19 protein-coding genes are annotated in these 20,848 nt (G+C 64.2%); 8 read left to right on the plus strand and 11 right to left on the minus strand.

Features of this window, described 5'->3' with window-relative positions; translation table 11 throughout:
• Positions 1-36: 36 nt before the first annotated feature.
• Positions 37-438, minus strand: a complete 402-nt coding sequence (locus M2267_RS12400; RefSeq protein WP_429114818.1) for a winged helix-turn-helix domain-containing protein — start codon at positions 436-438, stop codon at positions 37-39.
• Between the two features lie 186 nt (positions 439-624).
• Here M2267_RS12400 and M2267_RS12405 point away from each other — a divergent pair, with 186 nt between their 5' ends.
• From M2267_RS12405 to M2267_RS12430, 6 genes are all read left to right on the plus strand, one after another.
• Positions 625-1,956: an NAD(P)/FAD-dependent oxidoreductase gene (locus M2267_RS12405; RefSeq protein WP_429114785.1), complete on the plus strand. Its 1,332-nt coding sequence runs from the start codon at positions 625-627 to the stop codon at positions 1,954-1,956.
• A 419-nt stretch (positions 1,957-2,375) separates the two neighbouring features.
• On the plus strand, positions 2,376-3,608 hold the full coding sequence (locus M2267_RS12410) for a 3-methyl-2-oxobutanoate dehydrogenase (2-methylpropanoyl-transferring) subunit alpha (protein WP_043618549.1): 1,233 nt from the start codon (positions 2,376-2,378) through the stop codon (positions 3,606-3,608).
• Position 3,609: 1 nt separating this feature from the next.
• A complete protein-coding gene (locus tag M2267_RS12415) occupies positions 3,610-4,623 on the plus strand; it encodes an alpha-ketoacid dehydrogenase subunit beta (protein ID WP_043618552.1) in 1,014 nt (337 codons plus the stop codon).
• 1 nt (position 4,624) lies between these two features.
• The gene (locus tag M2267_RS12420; RefSeq protein WP_429114786.1) at positions 4,625-5,923 is read left to right on the plus strand and encodes a dihydrolipoamide acetyltransferase family protein; all 1,299 of its coding nucleotides are present in this window, start codon (positions 4,625-4,627) and stop codon (positions 5,921-5,923) included.
• Positions 5,924-5,930: 7 nt separating this feature from the next.
• A complete protein-coding gene (lpdA, locus tag M2267_RS12425; RefSeq protein ID WP_429114787.1) occupies positions 5,931-7,325 on the plus strand; it encodes a dihydrolipoyl dehydrogenase in 1,395 nt (464 codons plus the stop codon).
• Between the two features lie 148 nt (positions 7,326-7,473).
• Entirely contained in the window at positions 7,474-8,655 is a 1,182-nt protein-coding gene (locus M2267_RS12430) for an acetyl-CoA C-acyltransferase (RefSeq protein ID WP_429114788.1), read from the plus strand.
• A 101-nt stretch (positions 8,656-8,756) separates the two neighbouring features.
• On the opposite strand, the gene purU is transcribed toward M2267_RS12430, so the two are convergent.
• The 5 genes from purU to hmgA all read right to left on the minus strand — a co-directional run bounded on the left by purU (position 8,757) and on the right by hmgA (position 13,817).
• Positions 8,757-9,641 (minus strand): formyltetrahydrofolate deformylase, encoded by an 885-nt coding sequence (purU, locus tag M2267_RS12435; RefSeq protein WP_043618564.1) that lies wholly within the window; start codon positions 9,639-9,641, stop codon positions 8,757-8,759.
• A 195-nt stretch (positions 9,642-9,836) separates the two neighbouring features.
• Positions 9,837-10,475, minus strand: a complete 639-nt coding sequence (gene maiA, locus M2267_RS12440) for a maleylacetoacetate isomerase (protein ID WP_429114789.1) — start codon at positions 10,473-10,475, stop codon at positions 9,837-9,839.
• Positions 10,476-10,511: 36 nt separating this feature from the next.
• Positions 10,512-11,528 carry a fumarylacetoacetate hydrolase family protein gene (locus M2267_RS12445; RefSeq protein ID WP_429114790.1) on the minus strand — a complete coding sequence of 339 codons (1,017 nt, stop codon included), beginning with the start codon at positions 11,526-11,528 and terminating at the stop codon, positions 10,512-10,514.
• 55 nt (positions 11,529-11,583) lie between these two features.
• The gene (locus M2267_RS12450; RefSeq protein WP_429114791.1) at positions 11,584-12,453 is read right to left on the minus strand and encodes an MBL fold metallo-hydrolase; all 870 of its coding nucleotides are present in this window, start codon (positions 12,451-12,453) and stop codon (positions 11,584-11,586) included.
• On the minus strand, positions 12,450-13,817 hold the full coding sequence (gene hmgA, locus M2267_RS12455; protein WP_043618576.1) for a homogentisate 1,2-dioxygenase: 1,368 nt from the start codon (positions 13,815-13,817) through the stop codon (positions 12,450-12,452). Before hmgA ends, M2267_RS12450 begins: the two co-directional genes overlap by 4 nt.
• Positions 13,818-13,992: 175 nt before the next feature.
• On the opposite strand from hmgA, the gene M2267_RS12460 reads away from it, so the two are divergent.
• Complete coding sequence (locus M2267_RS12460) at positions 13,993-14,457, plus strand: MarR family winged helix-turn-helix transcriptional regulator (protein WP_429114792.1); 465 nt, start codon at positions 13,993-13,995, stop codon at positions 14,455-14,457.
• 4 nt (positions 14,458-14,461) lie between these two features.
• Here the strand turns inward: M2267_RS12460 and M2267_RS12465 are convergent, their stop codons facing one another.
• Positions 14,462-14,941, minus strand: coding sequence for an Lrp/AsnC family transcriptional regulator (locus tag M2267_RS12465; protein ID WP_034787199.1), 480 nt, complete (start codon positions 14,939-14,941; stop codon positions 14,462-14,464).
• Positions 14,942-15,072: 131 nt separating this feature from the next.
• Here M2267_RS12465 and hppD point away from each other — a divergent pair, with 131 nt between their 5' ends.
• Positions 15,073-16,185, plus strand: a complete 1,113-nt coding sequence (gene hppD / locus M2267_RS12470; protein ID WP_043618583.1) for a 4-hydroxyphenylpyruvate dioxygenase — start codon at positions 15,073-15,075, stop codon at positions 16,183-16,185.
• Positions 16,186-16,356: 171 nt separating this feature from the next.
• Here the strand turns inward: hppD and M2267_RS12475 are convergent, their stop codons facing one another.
• The 4 genes from M2267_RS12475 to galE all read right to left on the minus strand — a co-directional run bounded on the left by M2267_RS12475 (position 16,357) and on the right by galE (position 20,847).
• A complete protein-coding gene (locus M2267_RS12475; protein WP_429114793.1) occupies positions 16,357-17,313 on the minus strand; it encodes a glycoside hydrolase family 26 protein in 957 nt (318 codons plus the stop codon).
• Positions 17,314-17,336: 23 nt separating this feature from the next.
• Entirely contained in the window at positions 17,337-17,840 is a 504-nt protein-coding gene (locus M2267_RS12480) for a DUF995 domain-containing protein (protein WP_429114794.1), read from the minus strand.
• A gap of 62 nt (positions 17,841-17,902) precedes the next feature.
• Positions 17,903-19,867 carry a glycosyltransferase family 2 protein gene (locus M2267_RS12485; protein ID WP_429114795.1) on the minus strand — a complete coding sequence of 655 codons (1,965 nt, stop codon included), beginning with the start codon at positions 19,865-19,867 and terminating at the stop codon, positions 17,903-17,905.
• The gene (galE, locus tag M2267_RS12490; RefSeq protein WP_429114796.1) at positions 19,864-20,847 is read right to left on the minus strand and encodes a UDP-glucose 4-epimerase GalE; all 984 of its coding nucleotides are present in this window, start codon (positions 20,845-20,847) and stop codon (positions 19,864-19,866) included. The genes M2267_RS12485 and galE overlap by 4 nt, the downstream gene beginning before the upstream one ends.
• Position 20,848 lies beyond the last annotated feature (1 nt).

Here is a 20,848-nt window from a genome sequence, read left to right on the forward strand (position 1 = left end):
AGCGTGGTGCGTTCATGGGAACGCACGAAGGACGCTCTAGGCTTTTTGGGAAATAGCAGGTGCCGTATCGGACGGTGGTGTATCGCTGCTCCGAACACTTTCGAGCCAGGCGAGATCATCGGCAATCACCGCCTGCGCCTTCTCTTCCATTTCGCGGTAGCGACGGATGAGCTCTTCGCCGAACGCCGTCAGCGCCGCCCCACCACCCTGCTTGCCGCCTCGCTGCGATTCCACCGAAGGCTCGCGGAACATCCGGTTCAAGGCATCGACCAGCAGCCAGGCGCGGCGGTACGACATGTCCATCGCCCGCCCGGCAGCGGAGATGGAGCCGGTCTCGCGGATCAGTTCGAGCAACAGGATCTTGCCGCGGCCGAGCCGGTCGGCGGGCGGAAAATCGATGCGCAGGACGGTGCGAAGATCGGGGCGGCTCTCACTCATGCGGGCGAGCATAGAAGCTCCAGGCGGAAACCGGAAGTCCACCCGGTGGCGAGGCGAACCGGCTTTCCCAAACAAAGTGAGCCGGCAAACCACGCGCTTTCGATCATTAGCCAGATTGCAGGTCTTGATCTCGCGGCGGCGGCATGCACCGATGACTGCGATACTTCCCTGCCCGAAAGTACCCCCATGCCCGGTCCGACGCTCGATCCCATTGCCACAGACACCACCCTGCCCGCCAAGGCCGACGTCGTCATCGTCGGTGGCGGCATCATCGGCGTCAGCACCGCGCTCTTCCTCGCCGAACGCGGCATCAATGTCGTGCTCTGCGAGAAAGGCACGCCCGGTGCCGAGCAATCGAGCCGCAATTGGGGCTGGGTGCGGGTGATGGGGCGCGACGAGCGCGAAATCCCGCTGGCGATCGAGGCGCTGAAGATCTGGGATACGCTCGACGCCCGCATCAGCGGCGAGACCGGCTTTCGCCGCAGCGGCATTCTCTACATCTCCGAGAACGAGCGCGACGTCGCCAACCGAGACGCCTGGCTTGCCATGGCAAGGCCCTACGGTGTCGATAGCGTGCAACTTAGCTCCGACACGACAGAAGCGATGATGCCGGGTGCAGCGATCCGCTACCCAGGCGGGCTCTTCACGCCGAGCGACGGCCGGGCCGAACCGCAAAAGGCCGTGCCCGCCATCGTCGCTGGCGCCCGCCGCGCCGGTGCCCGTATCCTCAACGGCTGCGCCGTGCGCGGTGTCGAAAAAGCAGCCGGGCGGATTTCCGCCGTCGTGACCGAGAGGGGCCGCATCGAGACGTCGACCGTCATCGTCGCCGGTGGCGCCTGGTCGAGGCTGTTCCTCAAAGGCCTCGGCATAAGATTGCCGCAGCTGAAAGTTCGCAACACGGTGTTGAGAACCGGCCCGGTCTCCGGCGGGCCGGAAGGGGCCGGCGCAACCGCGACCTATGCCTATCGCAAGCGCCTCGACGGCGGCTACACGATTGCCGATGGCGCCGCCAATCTGCACGCGATCGTGCCCGACAGCTTTGCCTTCTTCCGCGATTTCCAGCCGGCACGAAAAGCCGAGGGCGATACCGTGCAGGTAGGCCTGAGCGCCCAGAGCTGGAACGAGCTATTCGAGATCGGCACCGTCCCGCTCGATCGGCCCGGCGCCTTCGAACGTCACCGCGTGCTCGATCCCGATCCGGATTCGCGCCGCGCCCTGCATGCGCTCGATGCGGCCGCCAAGGCCTTGCCCTTGCTCCGCCAAACCAAGGTGCAGCAGATCTGGGCCGGCCTGATCGACGTGACGCCCGATGCCGTGCCCGTCATCTCGCCCACAGAAACCGTTCCGGGCCTCATCATCGCGACGGGCTTTTCCGGCCACGGCTTCGGCATTGGCCCCGGTGCCGGCCACCTCGTCGCCGACCTCGTGACCGGAGCAAAACCGATCGTTGATCCGGCGCCGTTCCGGCTCTCGCGCTTCCTCGACGGCACGCCGATCACCATCGCCCCGCCGGTCTGACCGCCGTCGCCGGTGGCGAGCCGCGAAAGAAAATTACCGGCAACGACCAGCAGGAAGATGTCCGACACAACGCGTGGGCGCACTCCCGGCAGGATTCTATCTTTCTTCGCCTGCCCCTGCCCCGCGACACGGAAAGACCTTCATAAGCCCCGGAACTCGTGGCAGTCTGTGAGCATTCCCGTCGGGAGAGCGGGGGCTTTTAGGAGGAGTCTGTGCAGACCTTAGGCGGAGGAGCCTTGCCGGTCACATTGCACGTCCTCGTACACCTCAGGCCCATCGTTGTCCCGACCCAGAGCATTTCCAGCAAGGGTCCCAGCGCCCCTGCGTTCGGAAATGCGTGAGAACAGAAATGAGGAGTGGTTCGACTGGGACCGCTCTTGACTGGTGCACTGCGCACTCCGGAGGAGGCCGGAAACCGCATGAGCGATCTCGATCGACTTAGCCTGCATGTCCCCGAACCCGCCGTTCGGCCCGGTGGTCAGCCGGATTTCTCCAACGTCAAAATCCCGAAGGCCGGCTCCGTGCCGCGCCCGGAGGTGGACGTCGCGCCGGAAGAGATGCGCGACCTCGCCTATTCGATCATCCGTGTGCTGAACCGCGATGGCGAAGCGGTCGGTCCCTGGGCCGGGCTTCTCTCCGACGAGGAGCTGCTCGCAGGCCTCAGGCACATGATGCTGCTGCGCGCCTTCGATGCGCGCATGGTCATGGCGCAACGCCAGGGCAAGACCTCCTTCTACATGCAGCACCTGGGCGAAGAGGCCGTCAGCTGCGCCTTCCGCAAGGCGCTGGTGAAGGGCGACATGAACTTCCCGACCTATCGACAGGCCGGGCTTCTGATCGCCGACGGCTACCCGATGGTCGAGATGATGAACCAGATCTTCTCGAACGAGAGCGACCCGTTGCGCGGCCGGCAGCTGCCGATCATGTATTCCTCCAAGGAGCATGGCTTCTTCACCATCTCCGGCAACCTCGCGACCCAATATGTCCAGGCGGTCGGCTGGGCGATGGCGTCGGCCATCAAGCGCGACACCAAGATCGCTGCCGCCTGGATCGGCGACGGCTCGACGGCGGAATCCGACTTCCATTCGGCGCTCGTCTTTGCCTCCACCTACAAGGCGCCGGTCATTCTCAACATCGTCAACAATCAGTGGGCGATCTCCACCTTCCAGGGCATTGCCCGCGGCGGCTCCGGCACCTTTGCCGCCCGCGGTCTCGGCTTCGGCATCCCGGCACTTCGCGTCGACGGCAACGACTATCTCGCCGTCTATGCGGTCGCCAAATGGGCGGCCGAGCGCGCCCGTCGCAACCTCGGCCCGACGCTGATCGAATACGTGACCTACCGCGTCGGCGCCCATTCGACCTCCGACGATCCGAGCGCCTATCGCCCGAAGACGGAATCGGAGGCCTGGCCGCTCGGCGATCCGGTCCTCAGGTTGAAGAAGCACCTGATCCTGCGCGGCGCCTGGTCGGAGGAGCGCCACACCCAGGCGGAAGCCGAGATCCTCGACGAAGTGATCCAGGCGCAGAAGCAGGCCGAGGGCCACGGCACGCTGCATGCCGGCGGCAAGCCGTCGGTGCGCGATATCTTCGAGGGCGTCTATGCCGAAATGCCGCCGCACATTCGCCGCCAGCGGCAGAAGGCAGGATACTGATATGGCCAGAATGACAATGATCGAAGCCGTGCGCAGCGCCATGGACGTGTCCATGGAGCGCGACGACAATGTCGTCGTCTTCGGCGAGGACGTCGGCTATTTCGGCGGCGTCTTCCGCTGCACGCAAGGCCTCCAGGCGAAATACGGCAAGACCCGCTGTTTCGACGCGCCTATCAGCGAAAGCGGCATCGTCGGCACGGCGATCGGCATGGCCGCCTATGGGCTCAAACCCTGCGTCGAGATCCAATTCGCCGACTACATGTACCCGGCCTACGACCAGATCACCCAGGAAGCCGCCCGCATCCGCTACCGCTCCAACGGCGACTTCACCTGCCCGATCGTCCTGCGCATGCCGACCGGTGGCGGCATCTTCGGCGGCCAGACGCACAGCCAGAGCCCGGAAGCGCTCTTCACCCATGTCTGCGGCCTGAAAGTCGTCGTTCCCTCCAATCCCTATGACGCCAAGGGCCTTTTGATCGCCTCGATCGAGGATCCCGACCCGGTCATGTTCCTGGAGCCGAAGCGGCTCTATAACGGCCCCTTCGACGGCCACCACGACCGCCCGGTCATTCCGTGGTCGAAGCACGATCTCGGCGAAGTGCCGGAAGGCCACTACACTGTTCCGATCGGCAAGGCGGAAGTCCGCCGCGAGGGCTCCGCCGTCACCGTCGTTGCCTATGGCACCATGGTGCATGTGGCGCTGGCAGCTGCCGAAGAGACCGGCATCGACGCCGAGGTGATCGACCTGCGCAGCCTGTTGCCGCTCGATCTCGACACGATCGTCAAGTCGGTGGAAAAGACCGGCCGCTGCGTCGTCGTGCACGAGGCGACGCTGACCTCCGGCTTCGGCGGCGAAGTGGCGTCTCTCGTCCAGGAGCATTGCTTCTACCATCTCGAGGCCCCCGTCGTGCGCGTCGCCGGCTGGGATACGCCCTACCCGCACGCCCAGGAATGGGACTATTTCCCCGGCCCCGCACGCGTCGGACGCGCGCTCGTCGAAGTGATGGAGGCCTGACATGGGCGAATTCGTAATCAAGATGCCCGATGTCGGCGAAGGCGTGGCCGAGGCGGAACTCGTCGAATGGCATGTGAAGCCGGGTGACCCCGTGCGCGAGGACATGGTGCTCGCCGCGGTGATGACAGACAAGGCAACCGTCGAAATCCCCTCGCCCGTTACCGGCACGGTGCTCTGGCTCGGCGCCGAAGTGGGCGACACCGTCGCGGTGAAGGCGCCGCTTGTGCGCATCGAAATCGCAGGCGAAGGCGGAGCCGCTGCTCCCGCGGAAGAAAAGCCGGCCGCCAAGGCGGAGGAAGTGCCCGCAGCAAAGGTCGAGGCGCCCGCCCCGGTCGCCAAGCCGGCCCAGCCCGCCAAGGTGGAGGTCAAGGCACCGGCCGCAAACGGCGTCCACGCCAACGGCGCACATGCCGCCGGTGAACGGCTGGAGAAAGCGCTGGCCTCGCCGGCCGTGCGCCTGCGCGCCAAGGAAAGCGGCGTCGATCTGCGCCAGGTGACCGGCACAGGCCCCGCCGGCCGCATCACCCATGACGATCTCGACCAGTTCATCGCCCGCGGCGCCCAGCCGGCGCTGGCGCCCGCAGGCCTGCAGCGCAAGACCGCCGTCGACGAAATCAAGGTGACCGGCCTTCGCCGCCGCATCGCCGAGAAGATGTCGCTTTCGACCTCGCGCATTCCCCACATCACCTATGTGGAAGAGGTCGACATGACCGCGCTCGAAGACCTGCGCGCGACCATGAACCGCGACCGCAAGCCGGACCAGCCGAAGCTGACGATCCTGCCCTACCTGATGCGGGCGCTCGTGCGCACCATCGCCGAGCAGCCGGCCGTCAACGCGATCTTCGACGACGGCCCCGGCATCATCCATCGCCACCACGCCGTCCATATCGGCATCGCCACCCAGACGCCGGCCGGTCTCACCGTTCCAGTCGTGCGCCATGCCGAAGCCCGCGGCATCTGGGATTGCGCCAACGAGCTCAATCGCCTGGCGGAAGCTGCCCGCACCGGCACCGCCACCCGCGACGAGCTCACGGGCTCAACGATCACGATTTCGTCGCTCGGCGCCCTCGGTGGCATCGTCTCCACGCCTGTCATCAACCATCCGGAGGTGGCGATCATCGGCGTCAACAAGCTGGCCGTCCGCCCGGTCTGGGACGGCACGCAGTTCGTGCCGCGCAAGATCATGAACCTGTCCTCGAGCTTCGATCACCGCGTCATCGACGGCTGGGATGCGGCCGTGTTCGTACAGCGGCTGAAGACCCTGCTCGAAACGCCGGCGCTTATTTTCGTGGAGGCTTGAGGCGATCATGAAGGAAATTTCCTGCAAGCTGCTCGTGATCGGCGCCGGCCCCGGTGGCTATATTTGCGCCATCCGCGCCGGCCAGCTCGGCATCGACACGGTCATCGTCGAGAAGGCGAAAGCCGGCGGCACCTGCCTGAATGTCGGCTGTATTCCCTCAAAGGCCCTCATCCACGCGGCGGAAGAGTTTCACAAGCTGCGCGCGGCCGCTTCCGGCCGCAACCCGCTCGGCCTGTCGCTGGCCAACCCCTCGATCGATCTCGCCCATACCATCGCCTGGAAGGACGGTATCGTCGGCCGGCTGAACGGCGGCGTCATCGGGCTTCTGAAGAAGGCCGGCGTCAAGGCGGTCGTCGGGGCGGCCCGCTTCATCGACGGCAAGACGGTCGATGTCGAGACCGAGACCGGACTGCAGCGCATCCGCGCCGAAGCGATCGTCATTGCCACCGGCTCCGCACCGGTTGAGCTTCCGGACCTGCCCTTCGGCGGGCCGATCATTTCCTCGACCGAGGCCCTGTCCTTGAAGAGCGTGCCAAAGAGCCTCGCCGTCATCGGCGGCGGCTATATCGGCCTCGAACTCGGCACCGCCTTTGCCAAGCTCGGCAGCCACGTCACCGTGCTCGAAGCGCAACCGCGCATCCTGCCGCTCTATGACGCAGACCTGACGAAGCCGATCGGCAAGCGCCTTGGCGAACTCGGCATCGAGGTCTTCACCCAGACGGTCGCCAAGGCTTACTCCACGGAGACCGGCAGCCTGCAAGCCGAACACAACGGCCGCGCCATCAATGTCGCTGCCGAAAAGGTGCTCGTCACCGTCGGCCGAAAGCCGGTGACCGAAGGCTTCGGCCTCGAAGAAATCGACCTCGACCGCACCGGCCGCTTCATCCGCGTCGACGACCAGTGCCGCACTTCGATGCGCGGCATCTACGCGATCGGCGATGTCACCGGCGAGCCGATGCTGGCACACCGCGCCATGGCGCAGGGCGAGATGGTCGCGGAGATCGTCGCCGGCCACAAGCGCAGCTGGGACAAGCGCTGCATCCCCGCCGTCTGCTTCACCGACCCGGAAATCGTCACCGCCGGACTGTCGCCCGACGAGGCACGTGCCAGCGGCATCGAGATCAAGATCGGCCAGTTCCCTTTCCAGGCGAACGGCCGCGCCATGACGACGCTTGCCGAGGACGGTTTCGTGCGCATCGTCGCGCGCGCCGACAACCATCTGGTGCTCGGCATCCAGGCGGTCGGCCACGGCGTCTCGGAACTCTCGGCAAGCTTCAGCCTGGCGATCGAAATGGGCGCGCGCCTCGAAGACATCGCCGGCACGATCCATGCGCATCCGACGCAGTCCGAGGCTTTCCAGGAATCGGCGCTGAAGGCGCTGGGACACGCGCTGCATATCTGAGGTTGAGGTTGGGGGTAGCCCCTCATCCGCGCGGTGAGGCCTGCCCCTCATCCGGCCTGCCGGCCACCTTCTCCCCGCATACGGGGAGAAGGCAACATGGGGCGCCCGCCCGCACCAAACATTGCCTCTTGCCCAATGGGAGAAAGTCATGAGCAGAACGGATCCGATCGTCATCGTTTCGGCGGCACGCACACCGATGGGCGCCTTTCAGGGCAGCCTCAAGGATCTGACCGCGCCGGAAATCGGCGCCATCGCGCTCAAGGCAGCGCTCGAACGCGCCGGTCTTGATGCTGTCGACGAAGTGCTGATGGGCAATGTGCTGCCGGCCGGCGTCGGCCAGAACCCGGCGCGCCAGGCAGCCCTTGGCGCCGGCCTCGGCAAGGAAACACCGTCGACGACCATCTCCAAGGTCTGCGGCTCCGGCATGAAGGCGCTGATGCTTGGCCACGATGCACTGCTGTCCGGTAGCGCGTCGGTGCTTGCGGTCGGCGGCATGGAGTCGATGACCAACGCCCCCTATCTGCTGCCGAAGGCGCGCGGTGGCTTCCGCCTGGGTCATGGCGAGGTCAAGGACCACATGTTCCTCGACGGCCTCGAAGACGCCTATTCCGGCCGGCTGATGGGCACCTATGCCGAGGACACGGCCGAGCACTACCAGTTCTCGCGTGCCGATCAGGACGGCTTCGCTTTGCGTTCCCTGGAGCGCGCCAACCGGGCGGCCGAAGATGGTTCCTTTGCCGCGGAAATCGTGGCGGTCGCTGACGCGGGCAAGCGTCAGACCGCCAATCTCGACCGCGACGAGCAGCCGACCAAATCCGATCCGGCCAAGATCGCGAAGCTGAAACCCGCCTTCCGCGACGGCGGCAGCGTGACCGCCGCCAATTCCTCGTCGATATCCGACGGCGCTGCCGCACTGATCCTGATGCGGGCAAGCGAGGGGGAAAAGCGCGGGCTGACGCCGCTTGCAATCGTCGCGGGGCATGCGGGCCATGCCCAGGAGCCGGCCTGGTTTACGACAGCCCCGATCGGCGCGATCGACAAGCTGATGGCCAAGCTTGCCTGGGAGAAGGGCAGCGTCGGCCTCTACGAAATCAACGAGGCCTTCGCCGTGGTGGCGATGGCGGCGATCCGCGACCTCGGTCTGTCGGACGATATCGTCAACATCAACGGCGGCGCCTGCGCACTCGGCCACCCGATCGGCGCATCCGGCGCCCGCATCATCGTGACCCTGCTGCACACCATGCGCGCCAAAAGTGTCAAGCGCGGCATTGCCTCGCTCTGCATTGGCGGCGGTGAGGCAACTGCGGTCGGGCTGGAGCTGTTGCAATAACTTAGCGCGGTCGTCCGGCCGTCTCCAACTCCAACAAATGAAAAACGCCGCCGGTCGAACCGGCGGCGTTTCTGTTTTTCGCAGGCGATTGCCCTCGCTCCTCAGCCCATGCGCTCGGAAGCGTAGGAGCCCGGGCTCGGCGGGAAGACGACGACGCGGTTGCCGTTGATGAAACAGCGGTTGTGGATATGGGCGTGCACGGCACGGGCCAGCACCTGGCTTTCCACGTCGCGGCCGATCGACACGTAGTCCTCGGCGCTCTGGGCGTGGGTGATGCGGGCGATGTCCTGCTCGATGATCGGGCCTTCGTCGAGGTCGGCGGTGACATAGTGCGCCGTCGCACCAATCAGCTTCACGCCACGCTCATAGGCCTGCTTGTAGGGGTTGGCGCCCTTGAACGACGGCAGGAAGGAGTGGTGGATGTTGATGATTCGGCCCGACATCTTCTTGCAGAGCGCGTCCGAAAGCACCTGCATGTAGCGGGCGAGTACGATCAGCTCGGCGCCGGTCTGGTCGACGAGCTCGAGCAGCTGGGCCTCGGCCTTCGGCTTGTTCTCCTTCGTCACCTTGATGCAGTGGAAGGGAATGTCGTGGTTGACGACCACCTTCTGGTAATCGAAGTGGTTGGAGACGACGCCGACGATGTCGATCGGCAGCGCGCCGATCTTCCAGCGATAAAGCAGGTCGTTGAGGCAATGGCCGAAACGCGACACCATCAGCAGCACCTTCATGCGCTCTTCGCTGTCGCGGATCTCGGCGTTCATGTCGAAGCGCTTCACCACCGCTTCGAAGCCGGCCTTCAACTCGTCGAGCGTGGCGCCTTCCTGGCTGATGAAGCTGAGACGCATGAAGAACAGGCCGGTTTCGAGGTCGTCGAACTGCGAACTGTCGGAGATGTAACAGCCTTTTTCGGCGAGATAGCCGGTGATCGCGGCGACGATGCCACGGGTGGTCTTGCAGCTGACGTTCAGCACATAGCTTTTCATCGGTAGGTCTCTCGCTCCAGAGGTTTTTCCGGCCCCCCTTATACGGCCAGTCACACAAAAACTAGCGCGGCCTTTTCGCCGCCGTCGATCCATTCGCGACATTCGCTTGACGGAACCGGCCAGACGAGGCGGCCGCATCACGCAGGCTCGCCCGAAGGTGCAAGGAGAAAGGATCAAGCGGCAAGCTGCGTGGCCTCAGCGCGGCGTGCGGTCCGGGTGCGCGCGGGCGAAAGCCTCGATCTCGGCACAGTTCTGGTCGACCGCGACGAGCCGCGGACAGGCCGAAAGATCGACGTCCCATCGGCGGGCATTGTAGACCTGCGGCACCAGGCAGAAATCCGCCATGGTCGGACTGTCGCCATGGCAGAAGCGCCCGGTCGCGGGATGGTCGAGCAAGCGCTCGAATGCGGCAAGCCCCTCGCCGATGAACTTGCGCATCCAGTTCCGCCGCGCCGCCTCGCCATCCTCGGCATTGGCCATGACGTGGGACACGACGCTGAGATTGCAGACGGGGTGGATGTCCATGGCGATCGCGTAGGACAGCATGCGCACCCGCTGCCGTCCTACGGCGTCGGATGGCAGGAAGCTGGAATCGGCCCGCGTCTCCGAGAGATATTCGATGATGGCGAGCGATTGCGTGAAGCGCTCGCCATCGATCTCAAGCACAGGCACCAGCCCTTGCGGGTTACGGGCCAGATGCTCCGGCGCCTTGTGTGCCTTGGCAAGCAGGTCGACCGGCGCCGAACGATAGCTTTCGCCGAGGCTGTTGAGCGCGATGCGCACCCGATAGCTCGCCGACGAACGCCAGTAATCGTAAAGGACGGTCTCGCTCATGCCTTTGCCCGTTTTCTTGTTCTTACAGGTCTGCCGTCAGGCCTTGGTGTAGGCTTCGACGGTCTGCTCGATCGCGCCGAAGATCGAATGACCGGTCTTGTCCTTCATCTCGATGCGCACGACATCGCCGACCCGGAGGAACTGCGTCTTCGGCGCGCCGCCGGCGATCGTCTCGATCATCCGGACTTCCGCGATGCAGGAATAACCGGCGCCACCTTCGGCAACTGGCTTGCCCGGCCCGCCGTCGAGCTTGTTGGAAACTGTGCCCGAGCCGATGATCGTGCCGGCCACGAGCGGCCGGGTTTTGGCAGCATGTGCGATCAGTTGGGCGAAATCGAAGGTCATATCGATGCCGGCGTTCGCGCGGCCGAAGGGCTTGCCGTTGAGATCGACGTTGAGCGGCAGATGCAGCTTGCCGCCATCCCACGCGTCACCCAGCTCATCCGGCGAAACGGCAACCGGCGAGAAGGCCGATGACGGTTTCGACTGGAAGAAGCCGAAGCCCTTGGCAAGCTCGGCGGGGATGAGGCCGCGCAGCGACACGTCGTTGACGAGCATGACGAGACGGATCGCCGACCTAGCCTCGTCGATGGTGGCGCCCATCGGCACGTCATCGACGACGACGGCGACTTCGCCCTCCATGTCGACGCCGAAGCTTTCGTCGGCAAGCGGGATCGAATCACGCGGCGCGATGAAGCTGTCGGACCCGCCCTGGTACATCAAGGGATCGGTCCAGAAGCTTGCCGGCATCTCGGCATTGCGGGCCTTGCGCACCAGCTCGACGTGGTTGACGTAGGCCGAGCCATCGGCCCATTGGTAAGCCCGCGGCAACGGCGACAGTGCATCATGTTCGTGGAAGCGGATCGTCGGCTGCGAGCCGGTCTCGATCCCTTCAGCCACACGCGCAAGCCGCGGACCGGCATGCGCCCAATCGTCGAGCGCTGCCTGCAACGAGCGGGCGATGTGCCCGACTTCCGAGCAGCGGGTGAGATCGCGAGAGACGACCACGAGCTTTCCGTCGCGCGTACTGTCCTTGAGTGTCGCCAGTTTCATGCAGTCCTCCCTCTCAATCTTTTCATTGTTCACGCAATTTCGGACGAAACCGCGCTTAGACGGACGAATCGTCCGTTATCTTCACAACAAGGCCGTCGGTGGCGATCGTCAAGGCGCCCGCCCAGTTTTTGCGAGCCGCCGTAGTCCAATGGTTTTCCGTAATTTCCGGATCGTCGGCCGGGATCAGATGATGCAGCACCAGCCGCCCGACGCCGGCGGCGGTTGCGATCGCTGCCGCCTCTCCGGCGAAACTGTGGCTTGCCAGCAGATGCTCTCTCAGCCGCGCGCCATTGCCGGTGCGCGCCACCAACCGGTCGACGCCTTCGGCAAGCATCGCCTCGTGCACGAGAATGTCGGCCCCTTTGGCGAAATCGGCAAGCGGCGGGAAATAGGCGGTATCGGACGAAAATACGACCGAGCCTTCCGCATGGTCGAAGCGGAGCGCAAAACAGTCAGTCACCGGCGGATGATCGACGCGCAGCGCCGAAAGCGTCAGGCCGTTCTCGGAGAAGATTTCGCCTTCGGCGAACTCGATGACCTCGACCAGTGCGCGCAGGTCCGGCCGGCCTTCGTCGACGATGCGGATGTCGATGTCGAAGGCCATCGACTGCAGGAAACCGTGCCAATAGGCGTGGGTGCCTGCAGGTCCGAAGACCCGCACCGGCTGTGATAACCCGGCGGTCCAGGCCGTGTGAATGAGCGGGCCAAGTTCCAGCACATGATCCGAATGCAGGTGGGTAATGACGATCAGGTCCAGCGTCTTCAGTGTGACACCGGCATCGGTCAAACCTCGGGTGACGCCGAGGCCGCAATCGACGACGACAGTCCGGCCGCCGATTTCAAGCAGCGACGAGGTCGGCCACGGGCCGCCCGGCCGGATCGCCGGACCACCCTTGCTGCCGAGCAAAACCAGGCGTGAACTCAAGACCAATCGCCTTCCGGCGTCCCGTTGAACCGCTTCTTGAGATCCGTCCAGCAGTCGATGTAGTTGTCCTGCAACGTCTCCAGTTCGGCGGCGTAGCGGGTCAGCTGCTGCGGGAAGCGGGTCTCGAACATGAAGGCCATCGTATGGTCGAGCTTCACCGGTTTCAACTCGCTATTCGTCGCTTTGTCGTAGCCCGAGGCATCCGGACCGTGCGCCAGCATCATGTTGTGCAGGCTCATGCCGCCGGGCACGAAGCCCTCTTCCTTGGCGTCGTAGCGGCCGTAGATCAGCCCCATGAATTCGCTCATGATGTTGCGGTGGTACCAGGGCGGCCGGAAGGTGTGCTCGGCCACCATCCAGCGCGGCGGGAAGATGACGAAATCGATGTTCGCCGTGCCCTCTTCGCCCGAGGGCGCGGTCAGCACCGTGAAGATCGACGGGTCCGGATGGTCAAACAGGATCGCGCCAACAGGCGAATAGGTCTTGAGGTCGTACTTGTAGGGCGCGTAATTGCCGTGCCAGGCGACGACATCGAGCGGCGAGTGGCCTATCTCGGTCACGTGGAAGCCACCGCACCACTTCACATGCACGCGGCAAGGCGTCTCCTTCTCTTCGAAGGCGGCGACCGGCGTCTTGAAATCGCGCGGGTTGGCGAGGCAATTGGCGCCGATCGGGCCGCGGTCGGGCAGCGTGAACTTGGCACCGTAATTCTCGCAGATATAGCCGCGCCAGACCTTCTCTTCGCCAAGCCGTGTGACCTTGAACATGGTGCCGCGCGGCACAATGCAGATCTCGGATGGTTCGACGTCCATCTTGCCGAGCTCGGTAAAGACCTGGATCGCGCCCATTTCCGGAACGATCAGCAGCTCGCCGTCGGCATCGAAGAAATAGTCGTCGACCATGTCGTCGTTGAAGGCATAGGCATGCGCCGCCATGCCCGAATGCGTCGGCGCATCACCCGCCGTCGTCATCGTGCGGATGCCCTGAAGGAAATTCAGCTTTTCCGTCGGCGCCGGAAGCGGGTTCCAGCGCAACTGGCCGAGCGCCAGCGAATGGTCGGCGACATGCGGTGCCGTCTTCCAGTGCGGATAGTCGATCTTGCTGAAGCGGCCGGTGTGGCGGACGCTCGGGCGGATGCGATAGAGCCACGAGCGCTCGTTGGTGCCGCGAGGCGCGGTAAAGGGCGAGCCCGAGAGCTGCTCGGCATAGAGGCCATAGGCGCATTTCTGCGGGCTGTTCTGACCCTGCGGCAGCGCGCCGGGCAGGCTCTCGGTCTCGAAATCATTGCCGAAGCCGGGCATGTAGTTGAGCGCTTCGTTGGCCTTCACCTGTGCCTCGGCCTGTTTTCCTGCCTTGTCCAGCATCGTCGATCCTCCTCCTCTTGGGCGCCCTGCTTCGGCTTCGCGAAGCGACCTTGAAAGGTCCGGCGCAATCCCAAATACCGCGACGACGACCGTTTCCCAGGGTGGACGCAGGCGTGGCCTTCGGCATATTAGTTGCAATCGTAACTATCGATTTTGTAACTATCAAGGATGCGCGATGGCCGCCGATGGCTTCGAACTCAATACCTTCCTGCCCTATCGCCTGAACCGCGCCGCCGAGTTCGTCGCGCTGCGCTTTGCCGCCCAGTACAAGGCGCGCTACCAGCTCACCCGCCCGGAATGGCGCACGCTCGCAGCCCTCGGCAGCACCGGCCGCGCGATGACCGCCACCGAAGTCGGCACCCACTCGGCCATGCACAAGACGAAGGTCAGCCGCGCCGTCGCCTTGCTCGAAAAGCGCCGCTGGCTGACACGGCGCGAAGACGAGAACGACCGCCGCATCGAGCACCTGGAACTGACGAAGACGGGCATCCGGGCCTATGGCGAACTGACGGAACTTGCCGCCCGCTATCAGGCGGAACTCGATACGCTGATCGGTGCGACCGGCATGCAGGCGCTCGCTATCGGGCTGGAAGCGGTAGAGCGCGCCATCGGCAGGTTCGAACCTCCGCCGTCTGCCTGAGGCTTCAGCCCTTCATCCGCTCCGGGATCGGCACGCCCTCGAAGCTCTTCAAGGTTTCGAGCACGATCGACGTCTTCACATGCTGCACGCTGTCATGCGGCAGAAGCACGTCGTTGACGAAGCGCGACAGGCCCGCGAGATCCGGCGTCACCACCCGCATGTGGTAGTCCATCTCGCCCGTGAGCGCGTAGGCCTCCAGCACCTCGGGCAGCCCTGAAATGAGCTTGCCGAAACGCTTGGCATTGTCGCGATTGTGGGTGGCGAGTGTGACAGAGATCACCACCATCAGGTCGAGCCCGAGCTTCTGCCGGTCGATCTGCGCCTGGTAGCCGGTGATGTAGCCTTCCGCTTCAAGCCGGGTGCGCCGGCGCGAGCATTGCGACGGCGAAAGTGCGATGCGCTCGGACAGCTCATTGTTGGTCAAATGCCCGTCGCGCTGCAATTCGCTGAGGATCTTGAGATCGAACCCGTCAAGCTGCTCCATTCGTGCATCCTAATTGAGTATTTCGCATGTTTCGTGCGCCATCCGGTCTAAACCGCGCAAGAATACAAGCATCATGCATGGGAATTGCGTCATACTCCAGCAAAGTTTGGAAGAACAAGAGGAGACTTCCGATGGGCCCCTTCCCGCATGACGCCCCGCCGGCAACGATTACCGCTGACAACCCCGCCGGCACCGACGGCTTCGAGTTCGTCGAATTCGCCCATCCGGAACCGGAAAAGCTGGCCGAGCTCTTTACGCGCATGGGCTACAGCCCGGTCGCCAAGCACAAAAGCAAGAACATTACCGTCTGGCGCCAGGGCGACATCAACTACATCCTGAACGCCGAACCCGGTTCCCACGCCATGCGCTTCGTTGACGAGCACGGCCCCTGCGCGCCGTCGATGGCTTGGCGCGTCGTCGACGCCAAGCACGCCTTCGACCATGCAGTCTCGAAGGGCGCGATCCCCTATGAAGGCACGGACAAGTGTCTCGATGTCCCGGCGATCGTCGGCATCGGCGGTTCGCTGCTCTATTTCGTCGAGACCTACGGCGCCAAGGGCTCAGCCTACGAGGCCGAATTCGAGTGGACCGGCGAGCGCAACCCGAAGCCTGAGGGCGTCGGCTTCTATTATCTCGACCACCTGACCCACAACGTCTATCGCGGCAACATGGACAAGTGGTGGGCGTTCTACCGCGAACTCTTCAACTTCACCCAGATCCACTTCTTCGACATCGACGGCCGCATCACCGGCCTCGTCAGCCGTGCGATCACCTCGCCCTGCGGCAAGATCCGTATCCCCTTGAACGAATCCAAGGACGATACGAGCCAGATCGAGGAATATCTGCGCAAGTACAAGGGCGAAGGCATCCAGCACATCGCGGTCGGCACGGAAGGCATCTACGACGCCACCGACAAGCTGTCGGACAACGGCTTGAAGTTCATGCCCGGCCCGCCGGACACCTACTACGACATGTCGCATGACCGCGTGCACGGCCATGACGAGCCGATCGAGCGCATGAAGAAACACGGCATCCTGATCGACGGCGAAGGCGTCGTGAACGGTGGCATGACGAAGATCCTCTTACAGATCTTCTCGAAAACCGTGATCGGCCCGATCTTCTTCGAGTTCATCCAGCGCAAGGGTGACGAAGGTTTTGGCGAGGGCAACTTCCGCGCTCTGTTCGAATCGATCGAAGCCGACCAGATCCGTCGCGGCGAACTGGGACCGCAGGCAGCCGAATAAGCAAGGGGCCGACATCGGCCGGACGGCAGGACCCGACCACTACAGCCTCTCGCCTCAAGCGAGGGGCTTTTTACTTTGGAGACCTTGCGGCTGCTGCAAGGCAGCCACGTCAGCGCCCCCCAAACGTCCGCACCCAACGTACCCCCAAAGGGGCACGCATCGGCGAGAGCCTCAGTTCGTGGCGTCGTTGACCACCCGCCAGTTCGGCCGGCCAAGGTCGTGCGGCCAATCGATGACGTCGCGGTCGTTGAAGTAGACGACCTCGGCGAGATTGGGGAACTGCGCATCCGCTTGCGTTGCGGCGTTCATCCAGGGCTGCATATAGGCCTGGCTGCCTTCCCATCCGAGCTCCGCCACCCAGATCGGCTTGTTGTATTTGGAGACCAGGTCGTAGCCGGGTTTCAGCGCCTCGGTGAAGGTTTTCGGCGCGCCGTATTCGATCTTGTCGAACGGCTCGAGCCCGAAGACCGAGAGGCCAACGAGATCGACGTAGTCATCGCCCGGGTAGTAGTCGACGAGGTTCGGCAGCCCCTTGGGCGACCACATGATCTGCGCCTTTGGCGCCTTCGCCCGCACGATGTCCATCGCGTGCCGGTAGGCCTTGATCCAGTCCTGAGGCTCCCAGCCGGCCCAGGAGAAGCGCCCGGAGGTATCTTCCATTTCCTGGCCCCAGCGCACGATGACCGGGCTCTTCAGCTCGGCGATCGTGTTGGCGATCGCTTCCATGTTGGCGTCATACTCGCCTCTGAGCATGCGGTCGCGCAGCTGCGTCGGCGTCAGTTTCCAGTCGAGCGACCAGGACCAGGGCTCGATGGTGATCAGCAGGTTGCGGTTGCGCTGGAGCGCGTATTCGTCGGCGGCCTGCAGGGAGGCGAGGTCCACGTCTTCCCAGGGCAGGAACAGGGCCTCGGTCGAGACATCGTTCTGTTCGCCGAAATCACCGTGGGGGTCATAGGCGCCGAATTTCGTTCCGCCCGGGTGAATGACCGGACGTTTATCGCTCATCGTCTGTTCTGCACTGGTCGCAGGATTGGCTTGTTCCTGCGCCAACGCGGATACCAAGCTTGCACTGAGATCCAACTGGAGAGCCAGAGCCGTGCATAGCGCGAATGCCAATTTGCGTTTCATTTCATCCTCCTGCGGCAGAACGTCTATTTCTTGGCCAGGAACTGTTCCTTCAGCCGGAGTGCCTTGGCCGTGATGTTGTCGTGGGCGACGAAGCGCTTGTACTCGTCACCGGCGCGGGGCTTGGCATGGCTGAAGACGTACCACTTCCCATTGGGCACCTTGCGTTGATAGACCGTGTCGCCGATCCGGGCGTGACCGAAGCAGCTGCGGGCGTTGCCGGCATTGGCCGACGTCGTCCAGGTGGCCTGCATGCACATCATGCCGAGGTCGCTGACATACCAGTTGCCTTCGGCAAAGGAGCGATCGCCCTTGCCCTTGTCGACGAACGCGACGAGCTTGCGCCCATGGGCTTCGAACCGGGCACCGCCCGTCGACCATTCCCAGGTCTTGTTGCGGTAGAGCGAATAGACCTCATAGGCGCTGAGCGGTGTCGGCTTGACTTCCATCTTCGCCTTGACCGGCTCGGCGCCGAAATAAGCCGCGGCCGCTGCCAAAGGCACCAGCAGCGGAAGAGCTACAACTTTCAACGACCCTTTCATTGCATTTCTCCTCGCATTGGAGACCACACACACTCGACTGCTTGCCGTCGTCATGACGGCACATGAAACCGACCGACCTTCCTGGTCGTTATCGTTTCCCTGTTCCTTGGTTGGCTGACATTCGATGCACTGATTTCGCCGCGCGCGGGCCCGTCGGAGGGCTGTGAAAACCCTCTCCATTTCAGGCGGAAGCGAACGGTTTTGAGATTGGTGCCGCTGCCGGCACCAGCAACCGTGTATCTCGTTTCGGTGAAGCTCACGAATTGCAGGCCGTGTGACAACGCCTGCGTGGCCTCGGCCCCGTGGCGCACGGCCGATTGGGCAGAGAGCACCGAGACCAGCACCAGGCACCCGGCCGTCGCCGCCGTCATCGTCGAGCGCGGGATCAGGCCCAGCCGGTTTTCACGTGCATGGCAAATGAGGATTACCGCGACCAGCCCCGCATAGATCAGCGCATTGATGCCGGCAAAGACGTAAAACCCGCGTGCCGTGCCGGCATCGGAGATGCCCCAGGCAACCAGTGCCGACGCCAGGGCGAGCACGAGATAGGGCATCAGCACCCGTAGCGGCAAGGGCCCAGCGGCACCGCCGCCCTTCGGCGTGATGCGGAAGTCGACGAAGTTGCCGGTCAGGTGATCGCGCACTGCCGCAAGGCAACCGAGCAGCGACCAGGGCCAGCGCGCAAACAGGAACAGCGTGCCTTCCCAACTCAGGACGCGCGCGTCATAGGGCCGGAACGTGCCCGTCGAGCGCCAGAAATAGGCAAGCGCGATCAAGACCAGCGAGAGCGGCACAAAGTGCAGCAGGAAGTCCGGATAGGTGACGGCGACGAAGGTTCGCCCGGCGGCGAGCGCCACGATCGGCATCAGGAACATCAGCGCCATGAAGGACGAAAACAGCGGATACCAGAGCTGCGAGAACAGGAACTGGAACTTCAGCCGCGGCGACAGCTTCGGCACGTAGACAGGCGAGTATTTCAACAGGATCGTGACGAGGCTTCGCGACCATTGGAACTCCTGGACCACCAGATCGGCGAAGTTGGCCGGTCCGTCGCCGTGGGCGATCGCGTTCAGCGCATGCACGCCGCGCCAGCCATGGGCATTCATAATCAGCGTCGTCGAATGGTCTTCGGCAAGTTCGGGCCCCAGTCCGCCGATCTGCTTCAGCGCCTTGGTCCGCACGGCATAGTGCGAGCCGATGCACAGCGGCGCCCAGCCGTTGTTGTAGCCGGCCTGCAGCGAGCCGTGCATGCTGGCTTCCGCATGGAGCCGCCCGCGCGCCGCCCAGCTGATGGCGGCATTGGCGTCGCAAATGCTCGGCGCTGAGACATAGCCGACCGACGGGTCGTTGAACGGACGCAGCACCTCGACGAGATAGGTCGTCTCCGGCACATGGTCGGCATCGAACTGGGCGACGAAATCATAGCGCTCGTAGCCATAGTGATCGTAGAAATAGGCGAGGTTTCCCTCCTTGCAGCGGGTCCGGCGCGGCCAGGAGGAGCGGTGGTAGTCCGCGACACCCTTTCGCGTCGAGATCAGCACCCCGCGCGCCGCGCACCAGGCGATCGTATCCGGCGACGGATCTTCGTCGGCGAGCCATACGTCGAATTCGCAGCCGGTCTGGTCGAGCATGGCGAGCAGCGTCTTGCGCACCACGGAAAAGGGTTCCGAAGGCGCCTTGGTCACCACCATCGCAACCCGCCCCCGCGGCACCGGGGCGGCGGTTGCCGCCATCACCTTCGCGCCGGAAAAGATCACGATGAAATAGACCGGCAGCAGGGTGATCCACCCGACGACGACCGTGATCAGCACATAGGACGGCCAGTCGACGACGTGGGCGGGATCAAGCCACCACTGCCAGAAATACAGGAGGGCGCCAAACCATGCGGCAATGCCGAGGAGATGGAGCAGTTGCAGCCGGCCCGAAAACAGGGCGGTCGGCGCGAAAGCCGCCTTCCGGCTCTTCTCGAGGGCGACGGTCTCATTCGGTTTCGCAGTTGCCGGCGACCAGCTCATGAGCGCACCTCCAGGCCGAAGCTCGGCGCGGCGGTCGCGATGATCGTGTCGATGTCCGACAGCTGCGGGCTGAAGCCCAGCCTCTGGCGCGCCCAGTTCGTGTCGGCATAGAGAACCGGCGGGTCTCCGGGCCGGCGCGGCAGCATCTGCACCGGCACCGGCCGCCCGGTCACCCGGTCGATGGCCGACAGCACCTGCCGGATCGACGTACCGTGGCCAGAACCGAGATTGGCGTGCAGCACCTCGCCGCCGTCGCGTAGGTAATTCACGGACACCACATGCGCATCGGCAAGATCGGTCACGTGGATATAGTCGCGGATGCAGGTGCCATCCGGTGTCGCATAGTCGTCGCCGAAGACGTCGAGCCTGTCGATGCGGCCGGCCGCCGCCATCAGCGCACGGGGAATGAGATGCGTTTCCGGATCGTGCTTTTCGGTCAGCTGCCCTTCCGGATCGGCGCCTGCCGCATTGAAGTAGCGCAGCGCCACCGAGCGGATGCCGTAGGCGCGGGCATAGTCGCCAAGCATCAGTTCGATCATCAGCTTTGTGCGGCCATAGGGATTGATCGGCAGCTGAACCATGTCCTCGGTAATCGGCAGCTGCGGCGGGATGCCGTAGGTGGCGCAGGAGCTGGAAAAGACGATACGTTCCAGTCCGGTCGCCCGGCAGGCTTCCAGAAGCGCGATGCTGCCAGCGACATTGTTGGTGTAATATTTTCCGGGATCCTCGACCGATTCCCCGACATAGGCGGACGCTGCAAAATGAATGAGGCATTCGGGCGAATGGGTCCGGATTGCCGCCGCCAGCCGTTCCTTGTCCTCGATCGCTCCCTCCACGAGGGGGCCCCATTTCACGTTGGCCCGATGCCCCGTCGACAGATTGTCGTAGACGACGGGAACGATGCCCTGCTCAGCCAGGCGCTTGCAGGTGTGGCTGCCTATGAAGCCGGCTCCGCCGGTGACCAGTGCGACGCGAGACATG

The organism is Ensifer sp. KUDG1, assembly GCF_050434285.1.
GTDB lineage: Bacteria > Pseudomonadota > Alphaproteobacteria > Rhizobiales > Rhizobiaceae > Ensifer.

Excerpts from the sequence above, each read along its gene's own strand:
- M2267_RS12400 (WP_429114818.1), bottom strand. The coding sequence starts at position 438 with ATGAGTGAGAGCCGCCCCGATCTTCGCACCGTCCTGCGCATCGATTTT.
- M2267_RS12405 (WP_429114785.1), top strand. The coding sequence starts at position 625 with ATGCCCGGTCCGACGCTCGATCCCATTGCCACAGACACCACCCTGCCC.
- M2267_RS12410 (WP_043618549.1), top strand. The coding sequence starts at position 2,376 with ATGAGCGATCTCGATCGACTTAGCCTGCATGTCCCCGAACCCGCCGTT.
- M2267_RS12415 (WP_043618552.1), top strand. The coding sequence starts at position 3,610 with ATGGCCAGAATGACAATGATCGAAGCCGTGCGCAGCGCCATGGACGTG.
- M2267_RS12420 (WP_429114786.1), top strand. The coding sequence starts at position 4,625 with ATGGGCGAATTCGTAATCAAGATGCCCGATGTCGGCGAAGGCGTGGCC.
- lpdA (WP_429114787.1), top strand. The coding sequence starts at position 5,931 with ATGAAGGAAATTTCCTGCAAGCTGCTCGTGATCGGCGCCGGCCCCGGT.
- M2267_RS12430 (WP_429114788.1), top strand. The coding sequence starts at position 7,474 with ATGAGCAGAACGGATCCGATCGTCATCGTTTCGGCGGCACGCACACCG.
- purU (WP_043618564.1), bottom strand. The coding sequence starts at position 9,641 with ATGAAAAGCTATGTGCTGAACGTCAGCTGCAAGACCACCCGTGGCATC.
- maiA (WP_429114789.1), bottom strand. The coding sequence starts at position 10,475 with ATGAGCGAGACCGTCCTTTACGATTACTGGCGTTCGTCGGCGAGCTAT.
- M2267_RS12445 (WP_429114790.1), bottom strand. The coding sequence starts at position 11,528 with ATGAAACTGGCGACACTCAAGGACAGTACGCGCGACGGAAAGCTCGTG.
- hmgA (WP_043618576.1), bottom strand. The coding sequence starts at position 13,817 with ATGCTGGACAAGGCAGGAAAACAGGCCGAGGCACAGGTGAAGGCCAAC.
- M2267_RS12460 (WP_429114792.1), top strand. The coding sequence starts at position 13,993 with ATGGCCGCCGATGGCTTCGAACTCAATACCTTCCTGCCCTATCGCCTG.
- M2267_RS12465 (WP_034787199.1), bottom strand. The coding sequence starts at position 14,941 with ATGGAGCAGCTTGACGGGTTCGATCTCAAGATCCTCAGCGAATTGCAG.
- hppD (WP_043618583.1), top strand. The coding sequence starts at position 15,073 with ATGGGCCCCTTCCCGCATGACGCCCCGCCGGCAACGATTACCGCTGAC.
- M2267_RS12475 (WP_429114793.1), bottom strand. The coding sequence starts at position 17,313 with ATGAAACGCAAATTGGCATTCGCGCTATGCACGGCTCTGGCTCTCCAG.
- M2267_RS12485 (WP_429114795.1), bottom strand. The coding sequence starts at position 19,867 with ATGAGCTGGTCGCCGGCAACTGCGAAACCGAATGAGACCGTCGCCCTC.
- galE (WP_429114796.1), bottom strand. The coding sequence starts at position 20,847 with ATGTCTCGCGTCGCACTGGTCACCGGCGGAGCCGGCTTCATAGGCAGC.